This is a genomic window from Dyella kyungheensis, assembly GCF_016905005.1.
GTDB lineage: Bacteria > Pseudomonadota > Gammaproteobacteria > Xanthomonadales > Rhodanobacteraceae > Dyella > Dyella kyungheensis.
Genome location: NZ_JADIKC010000012.1, coordinates 1 through 19867, shown reverse-complemented (window position 1 = coordinate 19867; position 19867 = coordinate 1). Strand labels below are relative to the sequence as shown.

Sequence of the window (19867 nt, the reverse complement as noted above, 5' to 3'; positions counted from 1 at the left end):
AGGGCTACTGTGGGAGCGCACTTGTGCGCGACAAACCTACGGAGCGATACACCCAAGCGTGGCAGTCGCGCACAAGTGCGCTCCCACAGAAAGCGCGCCCGTTCCCGCGAGCACGGCCCCTCACCTCAGCCCTCTCCCAAGAAGGGAGAGGGCGCCAGAGGCAGGCTTAGTTCGCCAATTCCTTGACTTCCGACTTGTAGATCACGCCGCCCTTCATCACGAAGTTCACCTTCTGCATCACCGTGATGTCCTCGATCGGGTTGCCGGGCACGGCGATGATGTCCGCCATGCGGCCCACGGCGATCTGGCCCAGTTCGTTCTGCTTGTGCAACAGTTCGGCGGCGTGGGTGGTGGCCGCCTGCAGCACGAACATCGGGGGCATGCCGGCCTGCACCATGTATTCGAATTCCCTGGCGTTCTGGCCGTGTGGGTAGACCGACGCATCGGTGCCGAAGGCGATCTTCACGCCGGCCTTGTACGCCTTGCCGGCAGTGGCCTGGATCACAGGGCCGACCTTCAGTGCCTTGGCGGCGACCTGCGGCGGGTAATAGCCCGGTTTGGCGGCCATTTCCTGCACGTACTTGCCGGCGATGATGGTCGGCACGTACCAGGTGCCGTGTTCCTTCATCAGCTTCATGTCCTCGTCGTTCATGAAGGTGCCGTGCTCGATGGAGTCCACGCCGGCGAGCACCGCGCGGCGAATGGCTTCGGCACCGTGCGCGTGCGCAGCCACGGTGAAGCCGTAGTCGTGCGCCGCGGTGACCACGGCCTTGATCTCCTCGATGGTCATCTGCGCGTTGTCAGCGCTGCTGCTTTCGTCGAGCACGCCACCGGAGGGCATGATCTTGATCACGTCGACGCCATCCTTGTAGTGCTGGCGCACCGTCTTGTAGGCATCGTCGACGCTGTTGAGGATGCCGTCCTTCGGGCCCGGATCGCCTTGCAGATCCATGCGGTAGCCGTCGGTGGGATCGGCATGGCCGCCGGTGGTGCCGATCGCCTTGCCGGCGGTGAAGATGCGCGGTCCCGGCACGATGCCGGCGTTGATGGCGTTGCGCAGCGCGATCGATTCGTTGGCGGCGTCGCCCAGATTGCGTACGGCCGTAAAGCCGGCCATCAGCGTGCGGCGTGCGTAGACGGTGGAACGCACCGCGTAATCGGCGACGTTCCAGCGGAACTGGTCGGTATAACCGGTCGGGCTGGTCTCGCCGGTCAGGTGCGTGTGCGCGTCGATCAGGCCTGGCAGGCAGGTGCCGTCGATGAACTTCTGATACAGGAAGCTCGCGCCGGAGGCCTTGGCGGCGTTGGCGTAGGAGCTGTAATCCACATAGCCGGCCTTGATCTCCTTGACCTGCTTGCCTTCAATCACCAACGTGGTCTCGCCCAACAGCTTGCCGGCGGCGGTGTCGACCATGTGCGCACACTGCAGCACGGTGACATCGGGCGGTGTCTGGGCGGGTTCGGCCGCCATGGCGGTGGGCAGCGCAAGGGCTGCGGCGATGGCGAAGGCAACGCGTGTGGTCATGATGAGCTCCCCGGATGAAGCGCCCATCTTAGGCCAGCCCCGCATGGCATGAGGGGTGACTTTCGCCACCCCTCGGAGATCAGCTCTTGGAAGCCGTGTCGCTGCCGTCTTCTTCCACCGCGATCGCTTCCGCCGGTGCGTGCTCGTGATGCTCGGCCGCCACGTGGCGCTCGTGCAATGCCTCGCTGGTGGCATCCGCAGGCAGCGGCTTCTCGGCCGACGCTTCCTTCTCGCCATCGCCGCCCGGGGTGATCTTGAGAATGGAATGGCGCACTTCGCGGGAAAGGATCACGCGGGCGTCGCGCACCATGCCTTCAAGCGCGGTGTCGTAGTCGAGCTTGCCGGCGTCGTCGGTCCACACGATGCGGTTCTCGCGCAGCTTCTGGATGAAACCGCGGAACAGCGCCTTGTCGAAGAACTCCGGCGCCGACAATTCGTTGAGCATGCTCAGGCGCTGCGCGGTGAGCGTGCAGGCGTTCTCAAGCTCCGCCGAAGAAAGCGTATGCGGTCCGTTCTTCACCAGCGCGGCGATGGTGATGTAGTAGCGCTCGAACGCCTGGATCAGGCTGCGCGCAATGATCTTGAGCTGGAAGGCCGCATCGTCCTGGCCCGGGCCGCGTTCGAGCACGCGGCCATCGCCGGTCGCTTCGAGCAGCCCGCGGCGCACGAAGAAATCGATGGTGGCCTGCAGCTGCGCGCAGAAACCGTCGGCATCCCACGGCAGGAACAGCTCGCCCTGGATGAACGGATAAATGATGCGGCCCAGGCGCAGCACCGAGGCGCGCGACATGCGGCGATTGTTGAGGAAGCACGAGGCCACCCACGCCGCCGTGGCGGTGAGGTGAAGCACGTTGTTGCGGAAATAGCTCAGCAACACCGCCTGCTCGTCTTCGGTGACCAGCACGTCGCCCAGCGGATGGCGCACGCGACGGATCCAGCCCATCTGCTCGCCATAGGCGATGATGCCGGCCGGGTCCATCGCGGTGAGCGTCATGCGATCCGAATAGGGCAGCTCTTCCAGCAGTCCCTTCATCAGTTCGAGTTGCGCGAGCAGGTCGTTTTCCGCCATCGCGTGCTTGGGCGTGGCGAGCAGCGCCAGCGCCAGCAGGTTGATGGGGTTCATGTCCGCGGCGCGGTTGATGTTGATCTGGATCTTGTCGGCCAGATCGTCCACCACGCGGCCCAGCCATTCGGGCTTGGCGTCGGGATCGTCGGTGCGCCAGTCGGGGCTGGCGGCGTCGAGCATGGGATTGAGTTCGATCGGCTCGCCGAAATTCAGCGCGACGTGGCCATAGCGCTGGCGCAACACCTTGAGGCCGCGCACCAGGCCGATCAGCGATTCCTTCTCCTTGGGCTTGCCGGAGAGTTCGCCGATATAGCTCTTGCCCTCCATCAGTTTCTCGTAGCCGATGTACACGGGCTGGAACAGCACCGGTCGGCGCGGCGCGCGCAGGAATGCGCGTACCGTCATCGCCAGCATACCGGCGCGCGGCGCGAGCAGGCGGCCCGTGCGTGAGCGGCCGCCTTCGATGAAGTATTCCATCGGCACGCCGCGATCGATCAGCTGCGCCACGTATTCGTTGAACACCACCGAGTACAGCGCATTGCCCTTGAAGCTGCGGCGCAGGAAGAACGCGCCGCCACGCCGCAGGATCGGGCCGATCACCGGCAGATTGAGGTTCACGCCCGCCGCGATATGCGGCACCACCACGCCGGACATGTGCAGCTGGTAGGACATCAGCAGGTAGTCGGCATGGCTGCGATGGCAGGGCACGTAGACCACTTCATGGCCGGGTGCGGCAGCGCGGGCCTTGTCGAAGTGGTGCATATGGATGCCGTCGTACAGCTTGTTCCAGAAGTTGGACAGCAGGAACGACGCCGAACGCACCACCGGATGCGAATAGTCGGCGGCGATTTCCATCACCAGGTCGTGCGCGCGACGCCACGCCTTGGCCTGGCTGATGTTTTCCTTCGCCGCCGTGGCCGCGATGGCGGTGCGCACCGGTTCGGCGTTCAACACCGAATCGACCACGGTGCGGCGATGCGACAGGTCGGGGCCGATCACCGCCGCGCGGATGCGGCGGAAGTGCGTGCGCAGCACGCGGGCGATCTTGCGGGTGAGGCGTTCGGGGCGGATGTCGCCCGCTTCGTTCACCACCGTGCGCAACGACACCGGGGTGGAGAAGTGCACCACCGTGTCGCGGCCATTGAGCAGCAGCGCCAGCATGCGGCGGAAGCGGCCCACCATCACCCAGTTTTCCGAGAACAGCACACTGAACCAGCCCGACTCGCGGGTGGGAGCGCGGCCGACATAGATCGACACGGGGACGATCTGCACGTCGCGTTCCGGCTGGCCTTCGAGCGAGCGCACCAGCTGGCCGAGCGGCTCGTTGGGCGAGCGCTTGCGGTTGCGGCCGAACAGCCAGCCGTCGCGGCGGGCCAGCGCGAACACCGAGCGCCGGCGGCGCGTGCCCGACAGCGGCTGCATGGGCGAAGGCAGGCCGGCCTCGCGGCAGGCGCGCTCGAGGATCAGGGCATCGGACAGCCCGTCGCGCTCGATCACATAGCAAACCGGCACGCCCGCCTGCAGCAGGGCAGCGGGTTCGGCGGGATCGCGGCGGATGCGCATCCAGGGTTCAAGCAACTGCCCGGCCAGGTTGAACCACCAGGGCGCGCGGCTACGGGCGGGAGAGTCCGTGGTCGACATATTCTGCATTCCCCAATTGTAACTGGTGGGCCCCGACCGATCCGGGGTTTTCGGGCTGGGCGGAGCAGATCGCGAACCGCACCCATGACATCGCCCCGGCCTTTTACCGGAGCAGAAGTAAACAAGGTGTTCTGGTTCGGGCTTAGTGCTTGGCGGGTGGCGTCGGTGCCTGCGCCTGGATCGGTGCACCGACGCTGGCGGCCGTGGCCGGCGCGCCGGCACTGCCCGCCGGTGCCGGCGGAGCGAGCAGCCGCTGATGCGCTTCGCGCACGTTCTGCAGCACGTCTTCGCTGTACCAGCGGCCGTCCTGCTGGATCAGGTCCGACTCGGTGGAAAGCGGCTTGCCGAGCAGGGTGTAGTCGATCTTCACATGCGCGTGGCCGTTGCGGCTTTCCACCGTGCTGACCTTCACCGAATCGAAGGTGTCGTCCAGCGACAGGCCATAGACGGTCAAGGCCTGCTTGATGCCGAGGAAACCGACGCTGTACTTCTGCATGGCCGTATCGAAGTCCATCGCCTTCAGTTGCTCGGGCGTCTTCAGATCGAGCCTGCGGGCGGTATCCACGGCGATGCTGACGACGCGCTTGGCGCGGGCCTGGTCGAACCACGGCACCGTCTGCGCCCACGGCGCCAGCACGTTGATGACCTCGGTGGCCTGTTGCTTCTGCAGGTTGGTGAGGTCCTTGCTCTGCGATACGCCGGTGGCCGCAATGGCCTGGAAGATGCCGATCATCACCGGCACCTGGTCCTGGTATTGCGCCTGCAGCTGGGTCAGCTTGGGCTTGGCCACCGCGTACAGCTTGGTTTCCGCATCCGGTGCGGTGAGCTGCTGCATGGTCTTGACGAAATCGGCCCGGTCTTCCGGCGTCAGTGGGTGCTCGTCGGGGCGCGGGCGGGTCCAGTCCGCGCGCAGCGTGTCGTAATCGGCGGGCGGCAGGGCGTGCTTCCAGAAGCCGGCGAAGTCGCCGACCTTGATCAGGGCAACCGATTGCTGCACCGATTCCTCGGGCGTGTCGCCACCGGCGACCACCGGCATGGGCCCCAGATGCTTGTGGTGCGAGGTCATGAACAACGCGGCCGCCGTGGCCAGCACCAGCAGGGCAATGAACGCGGCAACGGCGTAATAGACGGATGAGCGACGCATGGGACCAGGCTCTTGGGGTGGCGCCCCGGCGATCAGCGCTTGGGCGGTCGGCGGAGCGTAAGGGGGTCGGCTCCGCGCGAACAAGAGGCGGGACACCAAGTTGAGAGTCCGTTCAAGCGCTCTTTAGAAAGCGCCAAAAAGAAAACCCCGCGGGCGCTGAGCCTCACGGGGTAATCCGGCAGAGCCGGAAGGGAAATGGCCTTGCCTGCGGAATTATCAAGGTCAGCAGGTGTTGGCGGGGAGGATGTTACTTCCCCGTCAAAGTTAAAGCAATACTTTATATTATGCTACATAAGTATTTGTTTTTACTTGTTTGATCTTAGTCGAAACGCAGCGATTGAATCTTCTGGCGGCGGCGTTCGTCGCGCGGCGCCGTGTAGTCATTATTAAACAATGCGGGCTCCCAAGCGCCATAGGTCGGGTTGGGCAACACGAACCAGCGCGTGCCGATCCAGTCCAGGTAGGGCTGCATGGCCTTCTGGCGGCCGGCGGCGTTATTGGCCAGAACGGTCACAAAATCGCCGATCTGGTCGCCAAACTGCATCAACACGCGATATTTGTGGCTGATCAGCTGGCGGCGGCAACCCTTTTCGGTGCCGATCTGCTCGCAGTCTTCCACGAAGGTACCCAGACCCAGGAAAGCCTCCGGACCCGACACCGGCAGCCCGGCCTTGCGCAGGTTGGCCAGGGTGGCCTGGTCCAGGTCCTTGGCGCGGTTGGAAATGTAGATCACCGCAATGCCGTGCTTGGCCGCGAACTGGGTGAACTCCACCACGCCGGGCAGGGCGCGGGCGCGCTGTTCGTTGCACCAGGCGGCCCAGTCGGCCTCGTTGTACTCGCCGCCGTTCTTGATCAGGCGCGCCTGATAGGGCGAGTTGTCGAGCACGGTTTCGTCGATGTCGAGCACCACGGCCGGCTTCAGCTCCTTGGCCGGGGCGGCGCGGTCATCCTTGGGCAGCGCGTCCCATTGCTTGTCGGCCAGGGCCGCCAGCAGGCGCGACTGCGCATCGCGATAGGTCTGCAGATAGATCAGGTCATGCTCGATCGCCGTCTGGCTCCAGGCAACCGCATTGAGGTTGTCATCGGCGGGCGCGGCGGGTGCCGGAGCGGCGGCGACGGGCGCGGCCGGAACAGCAGGCACGGGCGCCTTGGTCGGGGTGGCAGTGGAACAACCGGCAAGCAGGACCAGCGCGGCAAGCGCTGCCGACAAACGAACGGACATAACGGATTCCCTAGTAAACAGAGCGCGCAGAATCGGGCAAGTTTACGACAGAGGCATGTCGACACCCGGCAGCACGGCCATCGGCGTACGCGAAAGACAGGGCTGGCGGCCCTCAACGGCTACTGACAGACTGGCCGCATCCCCCTTGCCCGCATGAAGTTGCATGGACCCTGCCGCGAACATCCGCCCGTCCTCGCCCGCCATCCGCATCACAAGCTATGTGCTGGCCGGCATCGCGCTGGTGCTGGTGTTGGGCCTGCGTTTGCTGCCGGCGCTGTTTGCCGGCCTGCTGGTCTACGAGCTGGTGCAGTCCACCGCACCGCTGCTGGGCCAGCGCGTACCGAGCGATCGGGCGCGTGTGCTGGTGGTGGCCTTGCTCGGCACCATCGTGGTCGGGCTGCTGGTATTGCTGATCCTCGGCGCGGTGAGCTTCCTGCGCACGGAGATCGGCAATCCGGAGCAGATGTGGCAGGAGCAACTGATGCCGCTGGTGGAGAAGGCGCGCGAACAGTTGCCGACCTCCATCGTCGGCTGGTTGCCCGACAGCGTGGACGATCTGCGCGTGATGGCGCTGGAACTCACCCGCAAGCATTCGGTGAGCCTGCAGACCATCGGCAAGGAAGCAGCACGTGTGTTCGTGCACATCCTGATCGGCATGGTGCTCGGTGCGATCGTGGCGCTGAGTCGCACGCGGCCGGCACATCAGGTCGGTCCGCTCGCCTCGGCGCTTGGCCTGCGCGCGCAGCGTCTTGCCGAAGCGTTCCACAACATCGTGTTCGCGCAGATCAAGATCTCCCTGCTCAATACCGCGTTCACCGCGATCTTCCTGCTCGGCGTGCTGCCGCTGATGGACATCCACGTGCCGCTCGCCAAGACGCTGGTGGTGGTGACCTTCATCGTTGGCTTGTTGCCGGTGATCGGCAATCTGATTTCCAACACGGCGATCACCATTGCCGGCCTGTCGATCTCGCTCGGCGTCGGCGTGGCGGCGCTGGGTTTCCTGATCCTCATCCACAAGCTCGAGTATTTCCTCAACGCGCGAATCGTCGGCAGCCAGATCCGCGCACGGGCCTGGGAGCTGCTGGTGGCCATGTTGTTGATGGAGGCCGCGTTCGGTCTCGCCGGGCTGATCGCTGCGCCGATCTACTACGCCTATCTCAAGAGCGAGTTGGAAGCGGAGCGGCTGATCTAGCGCGCATACGCGGGCTCCGCGATCCACCGGAGCCGCCCTTTTCGGGTGCACGAACAAGCATTTCGTAAGTTGTACGTAAGTTTTCTTGCGAACACCATCACTAATCAAGCACATAAGTGCACTTTTAGTGATCGCAATATATTGCGTTTCGACGCGGCCGAAGCCGGCCATTAGCATCGCGGACCGACCTAATCGACCCCTGCGAAACAGATAACGTCGAATTTTTGGCTGTCGTCTTTCATTTACGTGACAAGCAGTGAGTACGCGCTCACTGCACGAACTTGCGGTTCACAAACCCTTCATTTGTAAAAGAAAAGTTTCGTGATAAGAACCCTACGACAGGGAATAGCGGTAGACGACAACGTCCTAAGGGGAAAGAGGACTTGTCGGGTTTCCTGTACAGCCCGCGCCGGGGGACGGCGTGATGTCTGACTTTCAAGTGTAGGGGAGACAAAAGATGTTGAAGTCCAAGCTGACGGCTGCCGTCCTGGCAGCCCTGGCGCTCGGCTATGCGTCCGCGACCCTCGCGGCCACCGACGCCTCCACACCCGCACCATCGTCGCCGCAGGACACATCCAACTCGTCGCAAAGCGGCGCGCAGGACGAAGACGCGACCAAGAAAGCCAAGAAGCTCGAAGCCGTTACGGTGACCGGTTCGCTGATTCCTCAATCGCAGGTGGAAACAGCCCAGCCGGTGATCAGCATCACCGCGGAAGACATGAAGGCCCGTGGCTTCACTACCGTGGCCGAGGCGTTGCAGCAGGCCTCGTTTGCCACCGGTAGCGTGCAGGGACCGCAGGACAACAACTCGTTCACCACCGGTGCGCAGACGCTGAGCATGTTCGGTCTGCCGGTGGGCTTCACCAAGTATCTGATCGATGGCCGGCCAATGGGCAACTTCCCCGGCCTGTACAACGGCAGCGATGTGTTCAACAACATCAGCAATATTCCGATGGAGATGGTCGACCACATCGACGTCCTGCCGGGTGGACAGTCGTCGCTGTACGGTTCGGATGCCATTGCTGGCGTCGTCAACATCGTGCTGAAGAAGCACGTCGACGCCCCGACCATCGATGTGCGCGCCGGTGCCTTCTCCGAGGGCGGCGGTGCAAACCAACGCATCAGCTTTGCCGACAGCTTCAACTTCGGCAAATTCAACACGATGATCGGCGTGCAGTACGAGCAGCAGCGTCCGATCTGGGGTTATGACCGCGATCTGACCAAGACCTACAACCAGAATGGTACGACCCCCGCCGTGGCTTCGCGCGACTATCTGGTGCTGGACGCCATCGCCGGTAAGTACCTCATGCTCGATCCCAGCAATTGCGCCGGCGTGTCGAGCGGTTACAACGGTCAGGAAGGTCTGCAGAATCGTCCCGGCCGCGGCCAGTTCTGCGGTTCGTTCCCGAGTGCGGGCTACTCGACGATCGACAACCAGACCAAGTCGGCGAACCTCTACTCGCACTCGACGTTCGACGTGAACGATAACCTGCAGTTGTACGGCGACCTGCTCTACAACTACCAGGAACAGAAGTTCACCTCGGGTACCAACACCACGTTCTGGAGCACCCAGGTCGACACCGCGGCCTCAGGCGGCGGCTACTACTGGGATCCGAACCTGGGCACCCTGGCGCTGGTGCAGCGCATCTTCACGCCGGAAGAAGTGGGCGGCTACTCAAACATCATGAACAAGCAGTACGAGAACTCGTACATGCTGACTTTGGGCGGCAAGGGCACCATCGGACAATCGAACTGGGATTACGACCTGGGCTTCACCCATTCCGATGACCACCTGGTCAACCGCGACTTCCAGCGTTTCGCGGGCCCGATCGAGCAGTACTTCTCCGATCATGTGCTGGGCCGCCAGCAGGGCACCTATTCCGGCTACCCGATTTTCACGCCCGACTACGGCAAGCTGTATAGCCCGGTCTCCACGTCGGACTTCCGTTCCTTCACGGGCTACACCACGTCCGAGTCGAAGACCTGGGACAACATGATCCGCGGTCAGCTGACCAATCAGTCGCTGTTCCGCATGGCCGGTGGCGATGCCGGTCTTGCCGTGGTGCTGGAAGGCGGCAACCAGGGTTGGGATTCGACGCCCGATCCGCGTCTGCTGCAAACCATCACCGACGTGAACGGCAATGTGGATCCCTACGTGTGGGGTACCAGTTCGACGCCGGGTTCGGGTCACCGTTCCCGTTATGCGGGTACGGCCGAGCTGCGCATGCCGTTGCTTGAGCAACTCGTGATGGATACCTCGCTGCGCTACGACAGCTACAACGTCGACGGTCACACGGTGAGCCACCCGACCTACAACGTCGGCCTGGAATACCGTCCGCTCGATACCTTCCTGCTGCGCGGCCGCTACGGCTCCGCTTTCAAGGTGCCGACGCTGGCCGATGAGTTCCAGGGCCCCAGCAACTACTACAACACCGTCACCGACTACCTGAACTGCAATCGCATGGGCGTGCCGCCGGAGGTGGCTTCCGTCGCATGTAAGAACCCATACGACAACACGCAGTACAAGGGCCTGACCTACGGCAATCCGGACCTGCAGCCGATCACCGCGAAGGTGTGGAGTTACGGCTTCGTGTGGGCTCCGGTCGAGCGCATGTCGCTGGGCATCGACTACCTGCACTGGAACATCAACAACGAAGTCGCGCAGATCAATGCGGATCAGTTGTCCCGCACGCAGTACCTCTGCGACGTCGGCACGTACAGCATGTCCTCGCAGCTGTGTACCCAGGCGTTCAACCTGATCACCCGCGGCCCGGGCAACAACGGCCTGCTCGGCCAGATCACGAACATCACCACGCCCAAGTTGAATATCGCCAGCGAGGAACTCAACGCGATCACGGCGAACTTCAGTTACGTGCAACCGGTGGGAGCCTTCGGCCAGCTGGCGCTTGCGTTGTCCTATTCGGACGTGCTCAAGCACACCACGCAGGACTACGCGACGGATCCGAAGATCGACGTACTGCGTCACCCGGCGGCGTATCCGAACGGTACGGACTTCAAGAGCAAGGCCAATGGCTCGCTGACCTGGAGCAAGGACGAGTGGTCGGCAACGGTGTACTTCAACCGCTACGGCAGCTCGCCCAACTACGAAGCCACGCTGGTGGACAACTACACCGCGCCGGGCACCGGCAAGCTGGCGCCGTGGATCCTGTACAACGCGAGCGTCACCTACAATCCGCTCAAGAACCTCGGCCTCTCGTTGCTGGTGAACAACGTGTTCAACAAGATGCCGCCGAAGGATGACAGCTACGACGGTCTGACCAACTCGCCGTACAACACGGACAACTACAACGTGTTCGGCCGTGCGATCTACCTCGAAGCGAACTACAAGTTCGGCAGCAACCACTAAGCCGCCGGACATCGATGTGTCGAGGAACGGCCCCGCGTGTCGGGGCCGTTTTTTTGTTTCAGGCCGGCTGCTAGCGCTCGATCGTCACGCCCGCCTGGGTCAGCAGGTCGAGCAGGGGGCCAAGCTGCGCTTCGTATCGCTTCCAGCGCTTCATCGACGTGCGGTAGATCGAGCTTCGTACCTGCACGGCGCTGGCGGTGTTGACGGGTGCCTCGTTCGCTTCGAAGCGAAGGCATCGCTCATCCCACGGCAGGCCGCAGAATGCCAGCAGCTCGCGCGAGCGTTCCTCCTGGTGGTCGACCAGCGCCTCATAGGAAACCTCCAGCACGCGTCCCGGCATCACTCGCTTCCAGTGAGCCATGATGCGTTCGAACTGGAGGTAATGAAAGCCGGTATCCAACAGATCGAACGAGTAGCCGTAGTACGACGACAGGGCAGCGAACAGTTGCCGGAAATTGCTCAGGCAGGTGTCCACCGGATCGCGTCGCAGGCAGATGATCTTCGCGTGGGGCAGCGCGTGCGCGATATGTCCCGCGTAGAGGAAGTTGTGCGGCAGCTTGTCGATGAAGCGCGGACGATGACCGGTCGCCGGCCGCGTGCTGGCGAGGTATTCGGAACCAAGCGTGGCCCAGTCGAGCTGCTGCGCACGGCGAACTGTATCGAGGTCGAACAATTCCGGCGTCGCGCTGCCGCTCAGTCGTTTGACCAGCACGCCGAAGTTCTGCAGCTCGCCGGCCGAATAGACGTCCGGATGGCTGGAGATGATCCGCTCGACCAGCGTGGTGCCGGAACGCGGCATGCCGATCACGAAGATGGGCTCGTGGGTCGGATCGCCGTTGGTGTGGGTCATCGGAGAGGGAAACGATTCGATCAGGGCATCGAAGATCGCCTTGTCCGCCGCGCGCGTGTAGCGCTCCATCGCCTTGCCTGGCGCCTTGCCTCGCGTCAGGCTGTCGAACGCGCGGGCATAGTCGCCGAGATCTTCGTATTCCTTGGCGAGTGCCATGTGTAGGTAGGTCTGCGCGTCTCCGTCACGAGGATGGCTTGCGGCGAGCAGCTCAAGTCGGGCCGTGTGGTTGCTGGCCGGCGCCTGCTTGCGCAGTTGCGCCAGCGTCAGATGCGCTTTCCAGAACGTGGGGTCGAGTGCGATGCAGGTTTCCAGCGCGCGCTCCGCGGCATCCATGTCGCCGTTCGCTACCAGCGACGTCGCCAGATTGAAGCGGTAAGCGGCCTGCCTGGGCTCCAGTTCGGAGGCAGCGCCAAACGCCTCTGCCGCGCGCTCATGGGCATGGCTTTGCGTGTAGACGGTGCCCAGCGTGTCGAAGCTAAACGGATCGCCGGGCTTCAAGGCCATGGCCCTGTCGGCGACAGCCAGCGCTTCTTTCGAGCGGCGCACCATCGCCAGGGCCTTGGCGAACTGCGCGGCGAAATCGGCACGGCCCGGCTCGAGATCGGTCGCCTTATGCAGCAGGCCAAGGGCATACGGCATGAATCCGAGTTCGAGCGACGCGATGCCGGCGATGTAGTAGACGCCCCCGTGATCGGGCGCCAAGGGAAGCAACCGGGCGGCAAGTTCGCGTGCGCGTTGCCACTGTCGCTGGTTGAAAGCCTGGACGAGCTGGGCGTAGAGGTCAGCCGGGTCGGTCATGGTATTCCGAGTCAGGATGCACGCGACCGATTCTACGGGACGGCGGTGGCGGAGATACCGTCCCTGGCGGGAAAGGATCAGCCGCCCGCCAGCATCGCCGCAATCTTCGCCATATGCGACTGGGCCGTCTCGCGCACCACTTCCTTGTCCGCCTCCGGATCCTTGCCTTGCCAGTGCAGGTCGTCCTGCGGCAGCTCGTGCAGGAAGCGGCTGGGCTGGTTGCTGTGCACTTCGCCGTAGCGCTTGGTCTTGGCCGACCAGGACAGCGTGAGCATCTCCTTCGCGCGGGTGATGCCCACGTACATCAGGCGCCGCTCCTCGTCGATACGCCCCTCGTCGATGGCGCCGTCGTGCGGCAGCGTGCCTTCCTCGCAGCCGACGATGAAGACGAAGCGGAACTCCAGTCCTTTGGCGGCGTGCAGCGTCATCATGCGCACGGCATTGCCCGGTTCGTCGCGGTCGGCATGGGTGAGCAGGGCGAGCTGGGCGGCCAGGTCGCCGGTGGTGTTGTCGTTGCGCTGCATGGCGCGGAACCAGTCGGCCAATTCGCGCAGGTTGCCCAGGCGGCGCTCGCGCAGCGTGGCGTCGGTGGTGCTGGCCGCCACGTGGGCCGCGTAGCCCGTGCGTTGCAGCACGGTTTCCACCAGGTCGGCCGCGCTCTGGTGCAGCGAGGCGCTGCGCAGTTCGTCCATCAGCTGGGTGAACGAGGCGAGTGCGGAGGCTGGGCGCGGGGAAAGCTGGCGCAGCACGGCATCGCTGCGTGCGGCATCCAGCAAGGGTGCGTGACGTGTCTGGGCGATCTCGCCGAGTTTCTCCAGCGTGGTGGAACCGATCTCGCGCTTGGGTACGTTCACCACGCGCAGAAAGGCCGCGTCATCGCTGGGATTGGTGAGCAGGCGGAAGTAGCAGAGCAGGTCCTTCACTTCCGCGCGATCGAGAAAGCTCAGCGCACCGGACAGGTGATAGGGCACGCGCGCCAGGCGCAGCGCTTTTTCCAGCGGACGCGCCTGGAAATTGCCCCGGTAGAGGATGGCGATGTCGTGCCAGCGCGCCTTGTGCTTTTCCGCCAGCGAGGCGGCAATGGCGGCCACGCGCTCGGCTTCGTGTTCGTTTTCCTTGCACTCCAGCACGCGGATCTGCGCGCCTTCCGGGTGCTCGCTCCACAGCTTCTTTTCGTGCAGATGCGGGTTGTGGGCGATCAGCTTGTTGGCCGCGCGAAGGATGCGCTTGCCGCAACGGTAGTTCTGTTCCAGCTTGATCACGCGCAGGCTGGGCCAGTCCTTGCCGAGCTGGTCGATGTTCTCCGGATTCGCGCCGCGCCATGCATAGATCGACTGGTCGTCGTCGCCCACGCAGGTGAAGCTGCCGCGCTCGCCGGCCAGCGCCTTCAGCAGCCGATACTGCGCGTCGTTGGTGTCCTGGTATTCGTCCACCAGCAGATAGCGCAGGCGTTCGCGCCACACGGTGCGGCATTCCTCGTCGCTTTCGAGGATACGCAGCGGCAGGCGGATCAGGTCGTCGAAATCCACCGCGTTGAACGCGTTGAGACGCGCCTGGTACAGCTCGTAGATGGTGGCGGCGTCCAGCTCGCGCGGGCTGCGCGCGGCGGCCAGCGCCTCTTCCGGCGACAAGCCCGCGTTCTTGGCGCGACTGACCAGGTTGCGGATGCCGAACAACACATCGGGCTTGATGCCCTTGGGCGCCAGTTCCTTGATGATGCCTTCGCTGTCGTCCGCATCGAGCACCGAAAAGCCCTTGCGCAGGCCGGCGCGCACATGCTCCATCTGCAGGAATTTCAGCCCCAGCGCGTGGAAGGTGCACACGGTGAGCGCCGCGGCGTCCTCGCTGCTGATCAGCTTGGCCACGCGCTCGCGCATTTCCTTCGCGGCCTTGTTGGTGAAGGTGATGGCGGCAATGCGCGCGGGTGCCAGCTTCTTGCGGGCGATCAGATACGCGATCTTCTGCGTGATCACCGAGGTCTTGCCCGAGCCCGCGCCAGCCAACACCAGCAGTGGCCCGTCACAGTGCTCTACGGCGGCCAATTGTTGGGGATTGAGCATGGTTGGCGCGATCGCTGGACGGCGCCCGATGGTAACAGAGCGCCCTCGCCCAAAGCAGGCTATGCTGCCTCCAGCCACGGGTCGCGCAGTGCCGCCACCCGCGCATCACGGGAGCGTGAGATGGGCAGACTGGCGGTCATGGGCATGGTGATCCTGGTGCTCGCGTGGGCGGGGCATGCATCGGCGCAGCAGGCCGACGACGCCACCGACATCAAACGCAGCACCGAGCTGCTCGGCGGCATGGAATCGCCCCTGTTTGTCGACGCCCACAGCGACCTGCGTTATCGCAACAAGGGCATGGAATCCTATCGCGAGGGTCGCCGTCGCGATGCCTTCCACTACTTCCGTCTGGCATCCCGCTATGCCGACAAGACCTCGCAGGCCCTGGTGGGCATCATGTACTGGACGGGCGATGGCGTGGCCAAGGACCGTGCGCTCGGCTACGCGTGGATGGACCTTGCCGCCAGTCGCGGCTATCCCGAGCTGCAGCGCCAGCGACAGCTCTACATGGATCAATTGAGCGATGCCGAACGCGCGAAGGCGGCGCAGCTGCGCCCGACACTCGATGCCGACTACGGCGATGTCGCCGGCGCCAAACGCCTCACCCTGGAGATCGGTTCCAGCCGCGCGCAGGTCACCGGCAGTCACGTCGGCTGGGTAGGCACCGTCACCGCTTCGTACGGGGACAACACAGTGCAAGACTTCAGCAAGTACGACAAGGCGCTGCACATGAACACCGCCGAGTACCTGCAGGTCAAGGACGTGCAGTGGGGGCTGCAGATGAACAGCCGTGTCAACGTGGGCGATCCCGAGCCCGTTGAACCGCCTAGGGCCAACTCGACGCGGCCGGCCGCGTGACCCGGCACACCGCGGCGGCGGATCGATCGCCAGCAGGCTGGTGTTGTGGCTTGATCGAGCGTGTATGTCCCCGGCGTGTCTGGCTTTGGCCGCCCGGCAGCGTCGGATCACCAAGGAGAGCGTGATATGACCAAGGCAGTCCTGTGCAGTCTTTGTATCGCCATGCTGGCGGCCGCGCCGGGATGGAGCATGGCGCAGACATCGGATCCGGCCGCACATCCGGAGGACCTCAGGCAGCTCGGTGTGCTGGAGCAGGCGCTGGCCGAGCCCGGCGTGATCGAGCACCACTCGGATCTCTATTTCCGAACCCTTGGCGCAGACGCCTACAAGGCGGGCGACAAGAAGCGGGCGCTCGAGATGTTTACCTCGGCGGCGCGGTATGGCGACAAGCCTTCCGAGGCCATGGTGGCCACGATGTACTGGAACGGCGAGGGCACCTCGGTCGATCGTCCGCGGGCCTACGCATGGATGGATCTTGCCGCCGATCGCGGTTACCACGACCTGCTGATCCAGCGCGAGCTCTACTGGAACCGCCTGAGTCCGTCCGAGCGCGACGAAGCCATCGCGGTGGGTAAGCAGATCTACGACGAATACTCGGACGAGCGGGGCCAGCAACATCTGGCGGCCGAATTGTCCCGCGTCGCCCTGCAAGCCACCGGCAGCCACACGGGCTACGTGGGCAATGGCGTCGTTGCCCGCTCGCTGGGTGGGGTGGGCACGGCCTTTGGAGGCAGCGTCAGAGGCTACCTCAACGACAACAACATCGCGCAGCTGAGCCAGTACTACAGCAGCGCGGCGTGGTCGGCGGACGACTACCTCCACCTGAAGGACCTGCAGTGGCGCTTCAAGGGCCCGTTGCAGGGGAATGTCGAAGTGGGCGCACCGTTGCAGTTCTCGCCCACGCCCGATTCGCAGCCGCGGGGCTGAACAATCCACCGCGCGATGTCCCATGGCCGGCGCCGCGCGGCCATAATGCGGATGGGACATGGCGTGGGGATGGGATGTGATAGAGGCGACTTCGGAAGTCCACGATCAGTGTGACGTGGTGGTGATTGGCGGCGGCCCTGCGGGTAGCACGGCCGCCACCTTGCTGGTGCGGCGCGGTTATCGCGTCATTGCCTTGGAAAAAGATCGTCATCCGCGCTTTCACATCGGCGAATCGCTGCTGCCGATGAACCTGCCGATCTTCGAGCGGCTGGGTGTGATGGACAAGGTTCGCGCGCTGGGCGTGTTCAAGCCGGGCGCCGATTTCGAAGCCGATAACGAGGAGGGCTACATCACCTTCGAATTCGCGCGTGCGCTGGGTCGCAGCCCGCCGCATGCGTACCAGGTGAGGCGGCAGGATTTCGATGAAATGCTGTTCCGCCATGCCGCGCAGAACGGCGCCGATGCGCGCGAAGGTCACGAAGTACGCAGCGTGGAAGAGCTTGGCACGCGCGACTGGCGCGTGCAGGTGAGCCGCGACCAGGGCGAGCCGTACAGCATTCGCGCGCGCTATGTGGTGGATGCCTCGGGCCGCGATGCCTTCCTCTCCAGCAAGAAGAAGCTCAAGCGCAAGAATGCCGAACATCAGAGCGCGGCGATCTTCGGCCATTTCCGCGGCGCGGAAGCGCGGCCCGGCGAGCACGCCGGCAACATCAGCATCTACCGCTTCGATTACGGCTGGATGTGGATGATTCCGCTGCCCGATGGCGTGATGAGCGTGGGCGCGGTGTGCTGGCCCGGTTACCTCAAGCAGCGCCGCGGCCGCACCACGGATTTCCTGCTGGAAACGTTGCGCCAGAATCCCGCCCTGTGGAAGCGCATCGAACGCGCCGAGTTGATCGACAACGAAGTGCGCGTGACCGGCAACTACTCGTACGACTCCACACGCATGGCGGGTCCGGGCTGGGTGCTGATCGGCGATGCGTTCGCCTTCCTCGATCCGGTGTTTTCCTCCGGGGTGTACCTGGCCATGAGCGGGGCGGAGCAGGCGGTCGAGGTGGTGGATGCCGCGTTGCGCGATCCTTCGCGCGAGGTCGCTCTGCAGCGTCGCCTGGAACGTCGGCAGCGCCGCGGCATGAAGCGGTTTGCGTTCTTCATCTACCGCTTCAACGGGCCGATCATGCGCCAGGCCTTCAGTTCACCGCGCAATACGTTCCAGATCGAGCAGGGCGTCATCTCGATGCTGGCGGGCGACGTGTTCGATTCGTTCAAGGTCTGGAGCCGCATCCTGGCATTCAAGGGCGTCTACCGGATCCTCTCCCTGCGCAACTGGAGTCGCTGGCGCGCCGACCGGCACGAGCGCCTGGCGCAGGCCCGCTCGCAATTCACCGGCGGCACCACGCCGCTGGACAGCGAATAGGCGCTGAAGGCGATAGGGCAACCGGGTAACATCAGCGCCCCGCCACAGGAACCGTCATGGCCAAGCTCTATTTCTATTATTCGGCGATGAATGCCGGCAAGACCACGACCTTGCTGCAGAGCGCCTACAACTACCACGAGCGCGGCATGCGCACGCTCATCCTCACGCCGGCGCTGGACAGTCGCTACGGCGAAGGCGTGGTGGCCTCGCGCATCGGCCTGAAGGCGAATGCGGTGCGCTTTAGCGGCGAGGAGGACCTGCTTGCGCTGGTGCAGGGAGATATCGCGGCCCGCGGCCCGCTGCATTGCGTGTTCGTCGACGAGGCGCAGTTTCTCAGCAAGGCGCAGGTGTGGCAGCTGAGCGACGTGGTGGACAAGCTCAATATCCCGGTGCTCGCCTATGGCTTGCGCACCGATTTCCGCGGCGAGCTGTTCGAGGGCAGCCGTTACCTGCTTGCCTGGGCGGACAACCTGGACGAGATCAAGACCATCTGCCACACCGGCCGCAAGGCCACCATGGTGGTGCGCGTGGATGAACAGGGCCGTGCGGTGACCGAAGGCCCGCAGGTTGAGATCGGCGGCAACGACCGCTATGTCTCGGTGAGCCGCGCCGAGTTCAAGAACATTACGGAAGGGCACGGCAGGATCGAACTGCAGCAGCCGGTGCTGCCGCTGGGCGAGGGACATTGAGTCCTTCGCATCCCTCTAAGGAATGGTAACGGTATGAGCAAAATCCCTTTCCCCGCCTGGCAGCGCCCGCATTGGCAGTCCAGCAACGAACACATCCTGTTGCAGTTCTTCGTGTTCGGAAAATTCCAGTCGGGCCGGGCCCCGTCGCTGGACTACGGCAGCGAAGGCCTGCCCGACGGCGTGGAGATGACCAGCCACAACCACGCGCAGTTGCGCCAATGGGATGGCTATCCGTTGCGTGGCAGTGTCGGGCGCATGTTCAAGGACGGCGCCCCCGAAGCCTACCGGCAGGCGATCGATGCACCGGAAGTATTGGTGATCCGCGGGCAGCTGCCCGACAGCACCGACACCGGTTATCTGCGCGATACGCTGGGCGTACTCGCCGCGCTGCTCGACATGGGTGGCGTCGCCATCCTCGATCCGCAAACGCTTAACCTCTATGACGCCGATACCTGGCGCCGTCACTTCGTGGTGCGCGATGGTGCGCCGATCCGCAATCACCTGTTGATCCTGCGCGATACGGAGAAGAACGGGAATTACTGGGTGCACACGCGCGGCATGCGCAAGTTTGGCCGTCCGGATATCAGCATTCGCAACATTCCCGAAGCCGATAGCGATCGCGCGGGTTTGTTGTGTGAGCGCCTGGTGGAACTGGAGGCGCTGGGGGCGCGGTTCGCCGAAGGCCAGGAGTTGGAGGCTGACGGGATGACGTTGGTAGCCACTCTGGGTGGCGGCCTGGAAGATGCGGATTTCAACAATACGTTTGTGGAGTTTCGCTGGCCGGAGTGACGCCTTGCTTTGCTCCCTCTTCCCTCCGGGGAGAGGGTTGGGGTGAGGGGCGGGTGCTCGCGGGAACGCTCCCTAGCTCGTCATCCCGGCGTACGCCGGATCCAGAGCCTCGGTGTTTGGTTGTCGCGTTATCGCGATCTGGCTCGCCTGCCGCGGGCTTCCGTGCCGCTGCCGCGGGCCGAGTCACTTTTCTTTGCTTGCCCAAAGAAAAGTAAGGCAGTCTCTAATATCAAGTGCAACGCCCTTTGGGAGGTGATGCATGGGTCGGCACTACAACCATCTAAGCGCCGAAGAGCGAGGTGCGATCATGGTGGGCAAGGCA

General features: G+C 64.1%; 13 protein-coding genes. 7 read left to right on the top strand and 6 right to left on the bottom strand.

The features are described 5' to 3' along the window. Positions 1–166: 166 nt before the first annotated feature. The 4 genes from ISP20_RS19940 to ISP20_RS19925 all read right to left on the bottom strand — a co-directional run bounded on the left by ISP20_RS19940 (position 167) and on the right by ISP20_RS19925 (position 6598). Positions 167–1525: a metal-dependent hydrolase family protein gene (locus tag ISP20_RS19940; RefSeq protein ID WP_204637898.1), complete on the bottom strand. Its 1359-nt coding sequence runs from the start codon at positions 1523–1525 to the stop codon at positions 167–169. 79 nt (positions 1526–1604) lie between these two features. After that, on the bottom strand, positions 1605–4241 hold the full coding sequence (gene plsB, locus ISP20_RS19935; protein ID WP_425490875.1) for a glycerol-3-phosphate 1-O-acyltransferase PlsB: 2637 nt from the start codon (positions 4239–4241) through the stop codon (positions 1605–1607). A gap of 133 nt (positions 4242–4374) precedes the next feature. Beyond that, a complete protein-coding gene (locus tag ISP20_RS19930; protein ID WP_204637896.1) occupies positions 4375–5376 on the bottom strand; it encodes a hypothetical protein in 1002 nt (333 codons plus the stop codon). A 319-nt stretch (positions 5377–5695) separates the two neighbouring features. Continuing rightward, entirely contained in the window at positions 5696–6598 is a 903-nt protein-coding gene (locus tag ISP20_RS19925) for a 5'-nucleotidase, lipoprotein e(P4) family (RefSeq protein WP_204637895.1), read from the bottom strand. A gap of 163 nt (positions 6599–6761) precedes the next feature. On the opposite strand from ISP20_RS19925, the gene ISP20_RS19920 reads away from it, so the two are divergent. Beyond that, positions 6762–7790: an AI-2E family transporter gene (locus ISP20_RS19920; protein ID WP_204637894.1), complete on the top strand. Its 1029-nt coding sequence runs from the start codon at positions 6762–6764 to the stop codon at positions 7788–7790. 457 nt (positions 7791–8247) lie between these two features. After that, positions 8248–11157 (top strand): TonB-dependent receptor domain-containing protein, encoded by a 2910-nt coding sequence (locus ISP20_RS19915; RefSeq protein WP_204637893.1) that lies wholly within the window; start codon positions 8248–8250, stop codon positions 11155–11157. Positions 11158–11227: 70 nt separating this feature from the next. On the opposite strand, the gene ISP20_RS19910 is transcribed toward ISP20_RS19915, so the two are convergent. Next, positions 11228–12805, bottom strand: a complete 1578-nt coding sequence (locus tag ISP20_RS19910) for a tetratricopeptide repeat-containing sulfotransferase family protein (protein ID WP_204637892.1) — start codon at positions 12803–12805, stop codon at positions 11228–11230. 77 nt (positions 12806–12882) lie between these two features. After that, complete coding sequence (locus tag ISP20_RS19905) at positions 12883–14865, bottom strand: UvrD-helicase domain-containing protein (RefSeq protein ID WP_204637891.1); 1983 nt, start codon at positions 14863–14865, stop codon at positions 12883–12885. 120 nt (positions 14866–14985) lie between these two features. On the opposite strand from ISP20_RS19905, the gene ISP20_RS19900 reads away from it, so the two are divergent. The 5 genes from ISP20_RS19900 (at position 14986) to ISP20_RS19880 (ending at position 19545) form a co-directional block, all read left to right on the top strand. Continuing rightward, positions 14986–15723 (top strand): sel1 repeat family protein, encoded by a 738-nt coding sequence (locus tag ISP20_RS19900; RefSeq protein WP_204637890.1) that lies wholly within the window; start codon positions 14986–14988, stop codon positions 15721–15723. A gap of 126 nt (positions 15724–15849) precedes the next feature. After that, entirely contained in the window at positions 15850–16650 is an 801-nt protein-coding gene (locus ISP20_RS19895) for a sel1 repeat family protein (protein WP_204637889.1), read from the top strand. A 58-nt stretch (positions 16651–16708) separates the two neighbouring features. Then, positions 16709–18067, top strand: coding sequence for an NAD(P)/FAD-dependent oxidoreductase (locus tag ISP20_RS19890; protein ID WP_204637888.1), 1359 nt, complete (start codon positions 16709–16711; stop codon positions 18065–18067). A 56-nt stretch (positions 18068–18123) separates the two neighbouring features. Further along, positions 18124–18756, top strand: a complete 633-nt coding sequence (locus ISP20_RS19885) for a thymidine kinase (protein WP_204637887.1) — start codon at positions 18124–18126, stop codon at positions 18754–18756. A 33-nt stretch (positions 18757–18789) separates the two neighbouring features. After that, positions 18790–19545: a hypothetical protein gene (locus ISP20_RS19880; RefSeq protein ID WP_204637886.1), complete on the top strand. Its 756-nt coding sequence runs from the start codon at positions 18790–18792 to the stop codon at positions 19543–19545. Positions 19546–19867: the final 322 nt, after the last annotated feature.

Excerpts from the sequence above, each read along its gene's own strand:
- ISP20_RS19895 (WP_204637889.1), top strand. The coding sequence starts at position 15,850 with ATGACCAAGGCAGTCCTGTGCAGTCTTTGTATCGCCATGCTGGCGGCC.
- ISP20_RS19920 (WP_204637894.1), top strand. The coding sequence starts at position 6,762 with ATGGACCCTGCCGCGAACATCCGCCCGTCCTCGCCCGCCATCCGCATC.
- ISP20_RS19905 (WP_204637891.1), bottom strand. The coding sequence starts at position 14,865 with ATGCTCAATCCCCAACAATTGGCCGCCGTAGAGCACTGTGACGGGCCA.
- ISP20_RS19890 (WP_204637888.1), top strand. The coding sequence starts at position 16,709 with ATGGCGTGGGGATGGGATGTGATAGAGGCGACTTCGGAAGTCCACGAT.
- ISP20_RS19940 (WP_204637898.1), bottom strand. The coding sequence starts at position 1,525 with ATGACCACACGCGTTGCCTTCGCCATCGCCGCAGCCCTTGCGCTGCCC.
- ISP20_RS19910 (WP_204637892.1), bottom strand. The coding sequence starts at position 12,805 with ATGACCGACCCGGCTGACCTCTACGCCCAGCTCGTCCAGGCTTTCAAC.
- ISP20_RS19880 (WP_204637886.1), top strand. The coding sequence starts at position 18,790 with ATGAGCAAAATCCCTTTCCCCGCCTGGCAGCGCCCGCATTGGCAGTCC.
- ISP20_RS19885 (WP_204637887.1), top strand. The coding sequence starts at position 18,124 with ATGGCCAAGCTCTATTTCTATTATTCGGCGATGAATGCCGGCAAGACC.
- ISP20_RS19915 (WP_204637893.1), top strand. The coding sequence starts at position 8,248 with ATGTTGAAGTCCAAGCTGACGGCTGCCGTCCTGGCAGCCCTGGCGCTC.
- ISP20_RS19930 (WP_204637896.1), bottom strand. The coding sequence starts at position 5,376 with ATGCGTCGCTCATCCGTCTATTACGCCGTTGCCGCGTTCATTGCCCTG.
- ISP20_RS19900 (WP_204637890.1), top strand. The coding sequence starts at position 14,986 with ATGGGCAGACTGGCGGTCATGGGCATGGTGATCCTGGTGCTCGCGTGG.
- ISP20_RS19925 (WP_204637895.1), bottom strand. The coding sequence starts at position 6,598 with ATGTCCGTTCGTTTGTCGGCAGCGCTTGCCGCGCTGGTCCTGCTTGCC.
- plsB (WP_425490875.1), bottom strand. The coding sequence starts at position 4,241 with ATGCAGAATATGTCGACCACGGACTCTCCCGCCCGTAGCCGCGCGCCC.